Annotated in this window: 12 protein-coding genes; 7 read left to right on the forward strand and 5 right to left on the reverse strand. The window is 71.9% G+C overall.

Features of this window, described 5'->3' with window-relative positions:
- Positions 1 to 29 precede the first annotated feature (29 nt).
- Genes ABT004_RS00065 through mnhG form a run of 6 tightly spaced genes read left to right on the forward strand, consistent with a single transcriptional unit; the run spans position 30 to position 6,333 of the window.
- The gene (locus ABT004_RS00065) at positions 30 to 2,924 is read left to right on the forward strand and encodes a Na+/H+ antiporter subunit A (RefSeq protein WP_351330209.1); all 2,895 of its coding nucleotides are present in this window, start codon (positions 30 to 32) and stop codon (positions 2,922 to 2,924) included.
- Complete coding sequence (locus ABT004_RS00070) at positions 2,921 to 3,514, forward strand: Na(+)/H(+) antiporter subunit C (RefSeq protein WP_351330211.1); 594 nt, start codon at positions 2,921 to 2,923, stop codon at positions 3,512 to 3,514. The genes ABT004_RS00065 and ABT004_RS00070 overlap by 4 nt, the downstream gene beginning before the upstream one ends.
- Positions 3,511 to 5,112 carry a Na+/H+ antiporter subunit D gene (locus ABT004_RS00075; RefSeq protein WP_351330213.1) on the forward strand — a complete coding sequence of 534 codons (1,602 nt, stop codon included), beginning with the start codon at positions 3,511 to 3,513 and terminating at the stop codon, positions 5,110 to 5,112. The genes ABT004_RS00070 and ABT004_RS00075 overlap by 4 nt, the downstream gene beginning before the upstream one ends.
- Positions 5,109 to 5,672 carry a Na+/H+ antiporter subunit E gene (locus ABT004_RS00080; RefSeq protein ID WP_351330215.1) on the forward strand — a complete coding sequence of 188 codons (564 nt, stop codon included), beginning with the start codon at positions 5,109 to 5,111 and terminating at the stop codon, positions 5,670 to 5,672. The genes ABT004_RS00075 and ABT004_RS00080 overlap by 4 nt, the downstream gene beginning before the upstream one ends.
- The gene (locus tag ABT004_RS00085; RefSeq protein ID WP_351330217.1) at positions 5,669 to 5,992 is read left to right on the forward strand and encodes an MrpF/PhaF family protein; all 324 of its coding nucleotides are present in this window, start codon (positions 5,669 to 5,671) and stop codon (positions 5,990 to 5,992) included. The genes ABT004_RS00080 and ABT004_RS00085 overlap by 4 nt, the downstream gene beginning before the upstream one ends.
- Positions 5,989 to 6,333 (forward strand): monovalent cation/H(+) antiporter subunit G, encoded by a 345-nt coding sequence (gene mnhG / locus ABT004_RS00090; protein ID WP_351330219.1) that lies wholly within the window; start codon positions 5,989 to 5,991, stop codon positions 6,331 to 6,333. The genes ABT004_RS00085 and mnhG overlap by 4 nt, the downstream gene beginning before the upstream one ends.
- A 22-nt stretch (positions 6,334 to 6,355) precedes the next feature.
- Here mnhG and ABT004_RS00095 read toward each other — a convergent pair whose 3' ends face one another.
- From ABT004_RS00095 to ABT004_RS00110, 4 genes are all read right to left on the reverse strand, one after another.
- Complete coding sequence (locus ABT004_RS00095) at positions 6,356 to 7,573, reverse strand: cytochrome P450 (protein ID WP_351330221.1); 1,218 nt, start codon at positions 7,571 to 7,573, stop codon at positions 6,356 to 6,358.
- Positions 7,574 to 7,613: 40 nt separating this feature from the next.
- Entirely contained in the window at positions 7,614 to 8,555 is a 942-nt protein-coding gene (locus ABT004_RS00100) for a PDR/VanB family oxidoreductase (protein WP_351330223.1), read from the reverse strand.
- 96 nt (positions 8,556 to 8,651) lie between these two features.
- A complete protein-coding gene (locus tag ABT004_RS00105) occupies positions 8,652 to 9,413 on the reverse strand; it encodes an IclR family transcriptional regulator (RefSeq protein ID WP_351330225.1) in 762 nt (253 codons plus the stop codon).
- 57 nt (positions 9,414 to 9,470) lie between these two features.
- Positions 9,471 to 10,271 carry an AraC family transcriptional regulator gene (locus tag ABT004_RS00110; protein ID WP_351330226.1) on the reverse strand — a complete coding sequence of 267 codons (801 nt, stop codon included), beginning with the start codon at positions 10,269 to 10,271 and terminating at the stop codon, positions 9,471 to 9,473.
- A 54-nt stretch (positions 10,272 to 10,325) separates the two neighbouring features.
- Here ABT004_RS00110 and ABT004_RS00115 point away from each other — a divergent pair, with 54 nt between their 5' ends.
- Positions 10,326 to 11,549, forward strand: a complete 1,224-nt coding sequence (locus ABT004_RS00115) for an MFS transporter (protein WP_351330228.1) — start codon at positions 10,326 to 10,328, stop codon at positions 11,547 to 11,549.
- A gap of 24 nt (positions 11,550 to 11,573) precedes the next feature.
- On the opposite strand, the gene ABT004_RS00120 is transcribed toward ABT004_RS00115, so the two are convergent.
- Positions 11,574 to 13,763, reverse strand: a complete 2,190-nt coding sequence (locus ABT004_RS00120) for a glycosyltransferase (RefSeq protein WP_351330229.1) — start codon at positions 13,761 to 13,763, stop codon at positions 11,574 to 11,576.
- Positions 13,764 to 13,772: the final 9 nt, after the last annotated feature.

The following is a 13,772-nucleotide window of genomic DNA, read 5'->3' on the forward strand; positions in this document are numbered from 1 at the left end:
TACGCCTTTTCACCCGATATGTATCGTGTATGACCGCACTGGTCCTCGCACACTTCGTCGTCGCGCTCTGCGCTGCCCCGCTGATCCGCCGGGTGGGATCCCGCGCGTTCGTGCTGCTCGCGCTGCCGCCCGCCGCCGCCCTCGGGTGGGCGCTGTCCCGCTGGGGCGAGGTGAGCGGTGGCAGGGCGAGCGATGAGGCCTGGTGGTGGATCAGGGACTACGACGTCGAGATCGCGTTCCGGCTCGACGCCCTGTCGCTCGTCATGGTGCTGCTCGCGGCCGGCATCGGGACGTTCGTGCTGCTGTACTGCGTGCGCTACTTCGAGGGCGGCGCCCGGCAGTTGGGCTCGTTCGGCGGCAGCCTCCTCGCGTTCGCCGGGGCGATGCTCGGGCTCGTCCTGGCCGACGACCTGATGACCCTCTATCTGTTCTGGGAACTCACCACCGTCCTGTCCTTCCTGCTCATCGGCTACGACAGCGAGAAGCGCGCCAGCCGCCGCTGCGCGCTGCAGGCGCTGACGGTGACCTCGGTCGGCGGGCTCGCGATGTTCGTCGGCTTCCTGATGCTGGGTCACCTGGCGGGTACGTACCGGATTTCGCACATCCTTCAGTCGTCGCCCGCCGCGAGCGGCACGCTGTCGACGGCGCTCGTCCTGATCCTTTGCGGTGCGCTCGCCAAGTCGGCGATCTGGCCGCTGAGCATGTGGCTGCCGAACGCGATGGCGGCGCCCACCCCGGTCAGCGCCTATCTGCACGCCGCCGCGATGGTGAAGGCGGGTGTCTATCTGGTGGCGCGGTTCGCCCCCGCCTTCGCGGATGTCGCGCCGTGGCGTGCCGTGGTCCTGATCCTGGGCGCGGTGACGATGCTGCTCGGCGGCTGGCGCGCGCTGCGGCTCAACGACCTGAAGCTGGTGCTCGCCTACGGAACCGTCAGCCAGCTGGGCTTTCTGGTGGTGCTCGCGGGTGACGGGACGTACAACGCCGCGCTCGCGGCCATCGCGATGCTTCTCGGGCACGCGCTGTTCAAGGCGCCGCTGTTCCTGCTGACGGGGATCGTCGACCACGCGAGCGGCACCCGCGATCTGCGGCACCTGTCGGGGGTGGGCAGACGACTGCCGTGGGTGGCCTGCGTCGCCGTCCTCGCGGGCGCGTCGATGGCCGCTCTGCCGCCGCTGCTCGGGTTCGCGGCGAAGGAGGCGGCGTTCGACGCGCTGCTGCACGGCACCGTGGCCGAGCGGTGGGTGCTCGCCTGCATCGTCGTCGGCTCCGCACTCACCACCGCGTACACCCTGCGTTTCCTGTGGGGTGCGTTCGCGCGCAAGCCCGGTGTCGCCGACACCCCCGTGCACCGGGTCGGTGTCACCTTCCTCGCGCCGCCCGCGATCCTTGCCCTCGCCGGTCTGCTGCTCGGTCCGGGGATCGACTGGCCGGCGCACCTCTTCGAGCAGTACGCGAAGCAGTACCCGGTCCCCGCGCACCCCTACCACCTGGCGCTGTGGCACGGATTCGGGTCGGCGCTCGCCCTGTCCGTGCTCGCGTGGGCGGGCGGCGCGGCGCTGTTCCTGGCGCGCGAGCCGGTGGTGCGGCTCGGGCGGCGGTTCGCCTGGCCGAAGGCGGACGAGGTGTTCGGCCGGACCGTGCTCGGCCTCGAACGGTCCGCGCTCCAGATCACGGGCGCGGTGCAGAAGGGCTCGCTGCCCTCGTACGTGGCGACGGTCCTGGGTGTCATGTTCGTCGGGCTGGTCGCGGTCCTCGCCACCGACCGGCCCTGGGGTGGCACACCCGCGCCGCGCCTGTGGGACCACCCGATGCAGGCGGGGGTCGGTGCGCTGACGTGTGCGTGCGCCCTGATGTGTCTGGTGGTGCAGCGGCGCATGAAAGCGGCGGTGCTCGCGGGCCTGACCGGGTACGGCACGGCGCTGCTGTACGTCGTTCAGGGCGCGCCCGATCTGGCGCTCACGCAGTTCGGCGTGGAGACGGTGTCGACCGTCGTGCTCGTCCTCGTCCTGCGGCGCCTCCCGGTGTTCTTCGGCGACACGCAGCGGACCTGGCGGTGGGGTGTGAGCATGCTGCTCGCGCTCGGCAGCAGCGTGGCGGTGGCGTGCGCGGTGTGGCTGGCGACGGGCGCGCGCACGGCCGAGCCCGCGGGCGCCGCGTTGATCGAGGAGACCGCGCACCACGGCCTCAAGGACGTCGTCGCGACGATCCTCGTGGACTTCCGGGCCTGGGACACCATGGGCGAGTCGGCCGTCCTCGCCGTCGCCGTCCTCGGTGTCACGAGCCTGCTGTACGTGCACCGCCGCCAGGGCCGGGCGACCGCGCCGCCGCCCCGGCTGCCTGGCGGGGTGACCGCATGGTCCCTTGCCACGTCGCGGCTGAAGGTGCCCGCCAAGTACCAGCAGGGCGCGCCCGAGCGCAGCTGGCTGGTGGCCGGTGACACCCTCGCGCCCGAACACCGCTCGGTCGTCTTCGAGGTCGTCGCCCGGCTCGTCTTCCACCCGATCCTGATGCTGTCGGTGTACCTGCTGCTGTGCGCGGAGAACCTGCCGGGCGGCGGCTTCGTCGCCGGTCTGGTCGCCGGGATCGCCCTGACGATCCGTTATCTGGCGGGCGGGCGGCACGAGTTGGCGGTGGCGGCGCCGGTGCACCCGGGCTTCTTCACCGGGCTCGGCCTGACCCTGTCGACGTCGGTCGCGCTCGGCGGGCTCGCCGACGGCACGGTACTGCACGGCTGGACCTGGCACGGGCACCTGCCGCTGATCGGCGACTGGCACGCGAGCACCGCCGTCCTCTTCGACCTCGGGGTGTATCTGCTGGTCCTCGGCGTGGTCCTGGACGTCGTACGGGCGCTCGGCTCGAAGATCGACCAGCAGACCGAGCACAAGGCGAGTCTCGCGCTCGCCGGGGAGGCGCAGAACTCGTGACCGTCAGTCTCACCCTGCTGGTCTGCGCGGTCGTGCTGACCAGCGCAGGCGGGATCCTCATCCACACCCGCAGCCTCACCCGGGTGCTCGTCGGCATCATCGTGTGCGGCAACGGCGTCAATCTCTTCGTCCTCGCCTCGACGGGGACGGCAGGATTTCCGCCGCTGCTGTACCCGGGCGTCGACGCGGCCGGGGTGACCGATCCGCTGCCGCAGGCCATCATCCTCACCGCCGTCGTCATCACCCTCGCCACCACGGCGTTCGTGCTCGCGATGGCGTACCGCAGCAGCCAGTTGACCGGTTCGGACTTCGTGCCGGACGACGTCGCGGACCGCCGGGTGGTGCTGCGCGCGGAGATCTCCGCCGAGCGGGCCGAGCTGCGCGAGATCCATCGCGAGGAGGGCCCGAGCGCCTGGCGCGAGGAGCGGCGGGAGCAGCGCCGCAGGCTGCGCGCGAACCGCGCCTACCAGGCCCGCGCCCGGGACGCGGGCGGCGACCTGTGGGACGACGTCCTCGGCGCGGACCCGCCCGAGGCGGCCGCCGCCGACCCGGCCGAGCCCACCGAGACCCGCCCGGAGGAGACCCGGTGAACTCCCTCGTCCCGCTGCCCGTCGTACTGCCCCTCGTGGTGTGCGGACTGACCCTGTTCATCGGACCGCGGCTGCGCTGGCTGCACCGGCTCATCACCGCCGGGGTGCTCGCGGCGGTCGTCGCCGTCGATGTCATCCTGCTCGTCGAGGCCGACCGCACGGGCCCGCTCGTGGTGCACCTCGGCGACTTCGGGCCGCCGCTGGGTGTCACCCTGGTCGCCGACCGGCTCGCCGCGCTGATGCTCCTGGTGTCAGGCGCCGTCACCTTCATCGTCCTGATCTACGCGATGAGCCAGGGCATGGCCGACCGCGAGGAGCGGGCGCCGATCGCCGTCTTCCACCCGGCGTATCTGGTGTTGGTCGCCGGTGTGTCCCTCACCTTCCTGGCGGGCGACCTCGTGAACCTCTACGTCGGCTTCGAGATCATGCTGATGGCGAGCTTCGTGCTGCTCACGGTGGGCGCCACGGAGCCACGGGTACGGGCCGGGTCGACGTACGTGGTCGTCTCCCTCGTCTCGTCCCTGGTGTTCCTGTGCGGGATCGCCGTGACCTACGCGGCGGTGGGCACCGTGAACTTCGCGCAACTCGCCCAGCGCATGCCAGAACTCCCTCAAGGAGTCAGCACGTTGGCGGAGGTGCTGCTGCTCACGGTGTTCGGCGTGAAGGCCGCGGCGTTCCCCGTCGCGGCCTGGCTGCCCGACTCGTACCCGACGGCCCCGGCGCCGGTGACGGCCGTGTTCGCCGGGCTGCTCACCAAGGTCGGCGTGTACTCGATGATCCGCGCGGACACACTGTTCTTCCCCGGCAACCGGCTCTCCGGCGTACTGATGGCGGTGGCCTTCGCCTCGATGATCATCGGCATCCTCGGCGCGGTCGCCCAGACCGACCTCAAGCGCCTGCTGTCCTTCACCCTCGTCAGCCACATCGGCTTCATGCTGTACGGGCTCGCGCTCGGCACCAAGGGAGGCATCGGCGGCGCCATCGTCTACACGGCGCACCACATCACCGTACAGACGACCCTGTTCCTGGCCGCGGGGCTGCTCGAAAAACGGTACGGGACAACGGAGTTGACGCGCCTGGGCGGCACGATGCGCTCCGCGCCGCTGCTCGCCGCGCTCTGGTTCGTGCCCGCCATGAACCTCGCCGGGATCCCGCCCCTGTCCGGGTTCCTCGGCAAGCTGGGCCTGATGCGGGCGGGCGCGGCGGCCGGCGGGGTCTGGTCGTACACCCTGCTCGCGGCGGCCGCCGTGACCAGTCTGCTGACGCTGTACGTGATGGCGAAGGTGTGGAACCTGGTGTTCTGGCGGGCGGCGCCCGAGCAGCCCCCCTCCGAGGACGACGTGTTGGAGGAGAGCGACGATTCGGACTCGGCTCCGGAGGAGAGCGGCGACGTCGGCGGCGACACCATGGTCGCGACCGCCGTGTGCGTGCGCACCACGATGCGCGTGCCCCGCACCATGACCGCGGCGACGGCGGCCGCGGTCGTCCTCGGCCTCTCCTACACACTCCTGGCCACCCCGCTGACCGGCCTCGCCGACCGCTCGGCCGCCGAACTCCTCTCCCGCACGCCCTACGTGGAGGCGGTGCTCAACCAGTGAACTCCTCGAGCCCCCGCGGCCGTTGGCGCCGCATCGACCTGCCGCTGATCGCCTGGCTCACGGTGATCTGGACGCTGCTGTGGACCGGCCTGAGCTGGGGCAACGTCATCAGCGGCGTGGTGGTCGCGGTCCTGCTGTGCCTGGTCTTCCCGCTGCCCGCCGTCGAACTCGATCTGCGCCTGCGGCCCGTCGGCATCGTCCGGCTCGCCGGCTACCTCCTGTACGACATGACCTCGTCCACCGTCACCGTGACCTGGGAGACGCTGCGCGGCAGGCCGGGTCCTGCCGCCGTGATCGCGGTGCCGCTGCGCTGCCGCACCGACCTGATGATCGCGGCGACCGCCGTCGCCGTGTCCAGCGTCCCGGGCGGCGCGCTCGTGGAGGTCAACGGGTCGACCGCCACGCTGTTCCTGCACGTCGTGCACGCCGACGACCCGCGGGCGGTGGACCGGGCCCGCGTGGACGTGCGGCGCCTGGAGAACCTCGTCGTACGGGCCTTCGGCACACGCGAGGAGATCGCCCGGCTCACCGCTCCCGAAGAAAGGGTGCCCGACGCATGAAAATGGCCAACGACATCCTGCTCAACGGCGCGCTGGTGCTGATCGTCCTGGCCGGCGCGCTGCTCCTGGTGCGGATCTGGCGCGGCCCCTCGATGCTGGACCGGGCCGTGTCCGTCGACATCGCGGCGGTGCTCATCATCGCCGGGATCGGCGTCAACGCCGCCATCACGCGCACCAGTTACTACCTCTCCATCATGCTGGTGATCGCCTTCCTCGGCTTCACGAGTTCGGTGGCCATCGCCCGCTTCATCGCGGCGCGCGACCGGCCGGGCGTCCGGCCGAGGTCCGGCATCATCTCCCTCAAGAAGGAGCGCCCGTGAACTGGCACGACGTCACCGATCTCGCCGGATCCATTCTTTTGTTCGTCGGGGCCGCGGTCTGCCTGACCGGTGTCATCGGCATGCTCCGACTGCCCGACGTACTGACCCGCAGCCACGCCGCGACCAATCCGCAGACCCTCGGCATGCTGATGCTCGTGGCGGGCGTCGCGCTGCGCCTGCGCTCGGGCGTCGACCTGGGCACGCTCGCCCTGGTCGCCTTCTTCCAGCTCGTGACCAGCGCGGTCGCGGCCCACCTGGTGGCGCGGGCCGCGTATCGCACAGGTCAGGTCGGCGAGGTGGCGCTGCTGCGGGACGAGCTGGCGTCGGCGCCACGCCAGTGACACCTCCGGCCCGTCAGCCCGTTCAGCCCGCGAGACGGACGCGGACGGGCAGCGACTCCCAGCCCCGCAGGGTGTTGTTGATGTGCCGCCGGGGCTCGCCCGTGAACGCGAACGAGTCGACCCTGCGGGCGAGCGCCGTGAGGAGCGCCTCCGCCTCCAGGCGGGCGACGTGCTGGCCGACGCACTGGTGCAGGCCCATTCCGAAGCCGACGTGCCCCGAGGGGTCGCGGGTGAGGTCGAAGCGTTCCGGGTCGGCCCAGCGGTCCGGATCGTGGTTCGCGGCGCCGAGGAACATCAGTATCTTCGTGCCCTCGGGGATCACGCTGTCCGCGATGGTGACATCGGTGGTGGCGGTACGGAAGAACGTCTGCACCGGCGACTGCCAGCGGATCGCCTCCTCGAAGGCGACACGCGCCGACTCCGGCCGCCTACGCAGTCGTTGCCACTCCTCGGGGTAGGTGGCGAAGGCGTAGAGGCAGGCGGCGAGGCCGTGCACGGTGGTGTCGACACCGGCGGTGAGCAGCGAGCGCACCACCATGGGCGCCTGCTCGCGCGTGAGGTCGCCGCGGTCGGCCGCCGCCCAGATGTCGGCGCCGAAACCGGTCTCCGTGAGGGCTTCGCGCGCACACTGGGCACCCACCCACGAGCCGAGTTCGGCGGCCCGGTGCGCGTCGGCGACGACGAGGTCGTTGCGCGGCCCGAACGCGTTGAAGGCCATGTTCCCGTACGGCAGCAGGTGCTCACGTCCGTCGGGGCCGATCCCCACGGCGTCGGGGAACACGCGCAGGGGGAAGGCCTCCGCCAGCGCCGTAAAGGCGTCGAACTCCGTTCCCTGCGCGAGGACTTGGTCGACCAGCTCCTCGGCCGCCGCGGACCACGTGTCCCGCAGTCGACGCAGGGCGGGCGGGGCCAGGATGTCGCGCAGGACCCGGCGGGGTGCGTCGTGCAGGGGCGGATCCGCTTCCAGGAGGACGCTGGGTTTGCGCCATGGTTCCTCGTGGCGGAAGTTGGCGTGCCCCACGCCGGAGCCCGACTCGAAGCGCTGCCAGTCGACGAGCGCGGCGTGCACCTGCTCGTAGCGGGCGAGGGCGTGCACGTCGTAGCGCGTCAGATGCACGACCGGTCCGGCCACGCGCAGCGACCGGTGCAGGGGTTCGGGGTTGAGCAGGTGTTCGTGGGCGAACGGGTCGACGTCGCTGGTGGGCGGCGTCGCGGTGCCGTGCGCGGGTGCCTCGGTCATGTCGCATGCTCCTTCGTGCGTCCTTGGACCCTCGGAGGTCTCAGAGATCGAGTACGAGGCGGTCCCCGCAGGACCGGGACACGCACACCAACATGCAGTCACCAGCGGCCCGTTGGTGGTCCGTGAGGACGGAGTCCATGTGGTCGGGCTCGCCTTCGAGGACCGGCGTCAGACACGTCCCGCACGTGCCCTGCTCGCAGGACGACACCACCTCGGCCCCGGCCCCGCGCACCGCCTGGAGCACGGACGCGTCGGGGGCCACGCGCACGGTCCGGGCGCTGCGCCGCAGCTCCACCTCGAAGGCCGTGTCCCGGACCGGCGCACCGCGCTCGGCGGCGGTGAACCGCTCGGTGCGCAACGCGTACGGTTCCCAGCCCGCACACGCCCCCTCCACCGCGGCGAGCAGCGGAGGCGGCCCGCAGCAGTAGACCTTGACACCGGCCCGCGGCGCGCCCAGCCACGCATCCAGGTCGAGCAGCCCCTCCTCGTCCTGCGGCACGACGTGCACGCGCCCGCCGTGGGCCGCGAGGAGTTCCTCGCGGAAGGCCATGGAGGGCCGGTTCCGCCCGCCGTACAGCAACTGCCACTCCAGGCGGAGGAGTTCGGCCTGGTGGATCATCGGGAGGAGCGGGGTGATGCCGATGCCTCCGGCGATGAAGAGGTACGCCCCCGAGTCCGCGAGCGGTGTGAGCGGTGCCAGCGGTGCGAGCGGGAAGTTGTTGCGCGGGCCCCCGATCCCGACCCGGTCCCCCATCTTCAGCCGGTCGTGCACGTACGCGGACCCGCCCCGCCCGTCCGGTTCCCGCAGGACGGCGACGCGGTAGGTGCGCGCGTCCCAGCGGTCGCCGCACAGGGAGTACTGGCGAACCGTGCCGTCCGGGAGGACCAGGTCGATGTGCGCGCCCGGCGTCCAGTCCGGGAGCCGGGCTCCGTCCGGGTGCGCGAGGGTCACGGACACGACGTCCTCGGCGATCGGTTCCATGCCTGTGACCACGCCAGTTCCGACCACGCTGTCGCCTCCCGTCGTTGGGTTGACAGGAAGGATGTGTGGCCGCGGGCGGCGGGCGCGAGGCCCTTCTCAATGAGTGAGAGACGAACGCGCGGCCAGCGCACGGGAGATGCCGCGCGCCGCGGTCCGCACCACCGGCACGATCGCCGCGGAACCCTCCCCGTTCGGCACGATGACGGACAAGGTGGCGCACACGTCGCCGTGGGCGTCGCGCACGGGCGCCGCGATGCCCAGCGCGTCGGGGTGGACGTAGCCGGGGCAGCAGGCGAAGCCCTGCCGGCGGATGTCGGCGAGCAAGGCCCGTAGCCCGGCGGCCGTGCACGGCGTGTTGGCGGTGTATCGGTGGAGGGGTTCGGCGCACACCCGCTCCCGCAGCTCGGCGGAGCCGTGGGCAAGGAGCACGAGGCCGCTGGAGGAGGCGTTCAGCTCCAGCCGGCCCGCGATCCGCGTGTAGTTGATGACACCACCGGGCGCGCTCAGCCGTTCCAGGAACAGCACCTCGTCGCCGTCGAGCACGCCCAACTGGACGTGGTGGCCCACCACATCGTGCACGCCCTCCATGAACGGCATCGCGGCGTCCCGCAGCGACAACGCGGGCGAGGCGCGGGTCACCAGCTCCCACATCCGAAGCCCGATCCGCACCCGGCGGTCGCCGTCGCGGGCGAGGACCCCGTGCGACACCAGCTCCGCGACCAGGCGCGACGCCGTGGCCACGTGCAGGCCGGTGCGCCGCGCGATCGCCGAGACGGTCAGGGCCGGTTCGTCGGGCGTGAACGCCTCGAAGATCCGGACGGCCCTGGACAGTACCGATTCGCCGCTCTGTGTCCTCACCCGGCCATCATCGGCGTACGTACGGACACGTCAAGAGGCGCGCGACCTCCGCCCTGGTCACTGGTGTGAACCCGGTGTGTGTCCGAACGCGCGGCGGAACACATCGATGAACGCACTCGTCGACGACCAGCCGCACAGATGCGCCACGGTCGTGACCGGTGTGCGGTCGGCGAGCAGGATCAGCGCGTGGTGCAGGCGCAGTTGGGTGCGCCACTGCGGGAACGTCATGCCGAGGTCGCCGCGGAAGAGCCGGGACAGCGTGCGGTCGCTCGCCCCGACCTCCCGGCCCAGTTCGGCCAGGGTGCGAGGGTCCGCCGGGTCGGCGTGCAGGAGGTCGCACACGGCGCGCAGCAGCGGCGTGGTCGGTGTCGGAAGGTGCAGCGGCTGCTGCGGTGTCAGCTTCAGCTGGTCGAGCAACACCCCACGCAGGCGCGCTCGTTCGGGGCTGCCGACGTCTGTGGTGTCCGGCGAACCGGTGCGCGCGTACTCGATGATCAGCTCGCGCAGCAGCGGGCCGACGGCGAGCACGGCCGGGGTGTCGAGGCCGAGCGGGTTCTCGGTCGCGGGCAGCCCCACGAAGTGCAGTTCGACGTCGCCGTGGGCCTGGTGGGCGTGCACGGTGTCGGCGGGTACCCACAGGGCGCGCGTTCCCGGCGCGACCCAGGACCCGGCGTCGGTGGTGACGGCGACGACGCCCCGGCCGGCGTAGGCGATCTGGTGGTCGTCGTGCCGGTGGGCGTCGATCTCGGCTCCGTGCGCGAGGTACCTGGTGTGAGTGGGGGCCACCGGGGTGTGCCGAACGGTGTGTCGGTCGGTGTGACCGTCAGCGTGTCGCGCGGCATGGCGGTTCTTCGACATTGTCTGGCAGGTTATCGGAAGCGGGACAGCGCGGCAGGTCGCGACGATGACCGGGTGCGAAAGAACACCTCCAACACCTCCGACATCCCCAACGCCTCCATCCCCCTTCTCTCCATCGGGCACGCGTGCGTGGACGTCTACCAGGGTGCCGTCGCCTCGCTCGTGCCGTACTTCGTCGCCGAACGCGCCTACAGCTACGCCGCCGTGTCCGGCATCGTGCTCGCGGCCTCGCTGCTCTCGTCGGTGGCGCAGCCGCTCTTCGGACTGCTCACCGACCGCAGGGCGATGCCGTGGCTGCTGCCGCTGAGCACGCTGCTCGCGGGCGTGGGCATCGCGCTGAGCGGGGTGAGCGATTCGTACGCGGTGACCCTCGCCGTGGTCGCCGTGTCCGGGATCGGTGTGGCCGCCTACCACCCGGAGTCGGCGCGGGTGGCCCGGCTCGCGAGCCGCGGCAGCCACAGCGCGATGGCCTGGTTCTCGCTCGGCGGCAACGTCGGTTTCGCGCTGGCGCCGCTCCTGGTCGCCGCCGCGGTCGCCACGGGCGGGCTGCGCTTCACTCCCCTGCTGGTGCTGCCCGCGGCGGCCGGCGCCGCGATCTGCCTGCCGGTGCTGCGGGCGCTGGGACGGCGCGGGAACACGTCGTCGGCCGCCACGTCGGCCCCCGCCAGGGACGATGTGCCGGCGTTCGTCCGCCTGTCGTTCGCGGTGGTGTGCCGCTCCATCGTGTTCACGGGCCTGAGCACCTTCGTCTCCCTGTACGCGACGCAGCGCATGGGCGGCAGCAAAGTGGCAGGCACCGTGGCCCTGTTCGTGCTCTACGTGGGTGGCGCGGTCGGCAGTGTCCTGGGCGGCGCGCTGGCGGGGCGCTGGGGCCGGGTCACCGTCTCGCGCTGGTCTTACCTGCTGACGGCCGCGGCGGCGGCGGGCGTGGTGTGGGTGCCGGGCCCGGCGCTCTACGTCTTCCTCGCGCTCACCTCGGCCGGCCTGTACGTCCCGTTCTCGCTCCAAGTCACGCTCGGGCAGGACTACTTGCCCTCGCGTGTCGGCACGGCGAGCGGCATCACCCTCGGCCTCACGGTGAGCATCGGCGGCCTGGCGAGCCCCCTCATCGGCACCGTCGCCGACCAGACATCACTGCGCACCGCCCTGACCCCGCTCATCCTCATGCCCCTGCTGAGCTGGCTGCTGTTCCGGACACTGCCGGAGCCGACGGGGGCGAGCGCGGCAGCCGGTGAGCAACCCGTGCTCAAACAGCGCGAGCCAGAGCCGAAGCCCTGACCCACCGGCTGCCGGGCGGCGCCGCTACCTGACCCCGCTGAGCCGGACCTCCGTGCCCTGGGCGCTGACCACCGCGTCGCGCCGCGGTTCCGAGGACGGGGTCACCTCGCGGACCGTCACGGCCAGGCTGTTGTTCGCGGTGAAGTAGGGACCGATCCGCACCTGCCGCTCCCCGGCCTCTTCGTGGAAGGCCGGGGGTACCGGGTCGGTGGCCTTGCGCCGGGCCACGTCTCCGCCGATCCGGCCGACGGGGATCCGGGCGCCGCGGTCGACCAGGTGCAGGTCCCAGAACTCGCGGTCCTCACCGGCGGCCCGGCACCGCTCGGCGAAGTCGGCGTGCGGCACGGAGAACCACACGTGGTCGCCGGAGACCACGACCTCCGCCGACTCGAAGGCGGTGTCCTCGCCGCGTCGCGACGCCACCGCCACGGTGTCGTCGCCCAGCGGCCGTCCGACGATCCGGCCCTCCACGATGAGGGCGCTCCCGCCCGTGTCCACGGTGCCGATCTCGAGGTGTGCGGCGCGGGCCCAGGTCCGTACGGCGAGATGTCCGGTGTCCGTGGTACGCGGAATCCGGGAGGTCACCTGGTCCCCGACCAGCTCCGGTGTGCGGCCGACCAGTGCCGCGGTCTCCACCGTCAGGGAGTCGGCCCGGCGGCGTACGCCGTCGTCGGCGCGCTCCACGGACACGGCCCACTCCCCCTCGCCCAGCGCATGGTCCCGTCCGATGCGGGCGCGCAGAAATCCGGACTCCGGGTGCAACGGGAGGCGCAGCTTGTCATCGCCTTGCTGCAGGAGCAGTGCGGCTCGTGGTGTGTGTACGCCGGTGATGTCGACGACGATGTCCCCCTCGGTCGTGGCCGTCGTGCGGGCCACGGGGTGGAAGCCGGGGACGCGGGTGAGGCGCTTGGCGCGCCGGGGCATCAGCGTGCGCAGGGCGGGGGCGAGGACGGGGCTGCGCAGGGACGCGCGCAGGACGGGGCGTGCGACGGTGCCGACGCGTTCGCGCATCACGCTGCGCACCGGTCGTCGTACGCGTCCCGGAGTCGCGGGCAGGTCGAGGGCGCCGGGGTCGCCCAGCTCGGACACCAGGGCGACGAACCGTTCGGCCGCCGTCCGCGGGGTGAAGGTCAGCGCCTTCTGCTGCGCCGCCTCCGCCATGGCGTGCCGCCGCTCGTCGTCCTCGATCAGGTCGAGCAGCGCGGCGGCGAACGCCTTCGGGTCGCCGGGCTGCACCAGGAATCCGTCGCGTCCGTCGTCGATGATCTCGCCGGGCCCGTACGGACAGTCCGTAGCGACGACCGGCAGGCCCGCGTGCATGGCCTCGACGAGGGTCATGCCGAAGGACTCGGCGTTCGAGGAGACCGCCGCGATGGACCCCTTCGCCCACTCCGGCTCGATGGGCGCGACGGCCCCCATGAGCCGTACGTGGTTGTTCAGACCCGCCGCCATGACCTGCTCACGCAGCCGCCCCGCGAGCCGGCCCCGGCCGTAGAGGCGCAGCGACCAGTCGGGGCGCTCGGCCACGACGTGCCCGAAGGCCTCGACGAGCAGGGAGTAGTTCTTCACGGGAATGAGACGACCCGCCGCCACGACCACCTTGTTCCGTCCGGTCGACTTGGCGACATCCGGCACAGGAACCCCATTCGGGATGCAGCGGATCTCGGTGTCGATGCCGGGCAGGGCCTCGCGATAGCACTCGGCGTCGGCGTAGGAAACGGTGGTGAAGGCGTCGAGGGCGGCGATCGCCTTGTCCTGGGCCGACTGGATGACCGGCTTGTGCATGCTGTGCGTCAGGTGTTCCTGCCCGATGCGCAGCGCGCCGCGGGGGCCGTACTCGGCGAGCAGCACATTGATGCCGGGGCGTGTCCCCACGATCACGTCGGCGTCGGTTCTGTTCAGCCACTCGACGATGCGTCTGTCGGTGAGGGTGCTGGAGTGCTCGTAGGGGCCGTCGGCGCGGAGATAGAGCCGCGAGGGGAAGGCCGCCGGATCGTGCTCCGGGTCGAAGGCCGCGGAGCCGCGCCGCGCCTCGACGAGCGGAAGAATTCTCACTCCGGGCGCCGGCTTCAATACGGGGTGTTCCCTGGATCGCACGACCGACGCGATCTCCACTTCGTGGCCCGCCTCGGCTAGCGCGCCCGCGAGGTTCATCGTGGAGCGGATGGTGCCGCCGATTCCGTAGGCATTGAAGAGCAGAAAGCCGATTTTCATCCGTGGAAC

Origin of the sequence: Streptomyces sp. NPDC002790 (genome assembly GCF_040295505.1) — a bacterium.
Classification (GTDB): Bacteria; Actinomycetota; Actinomycetes; order Streptomycetales; family Streptomycetaceae; genus Streptomyces.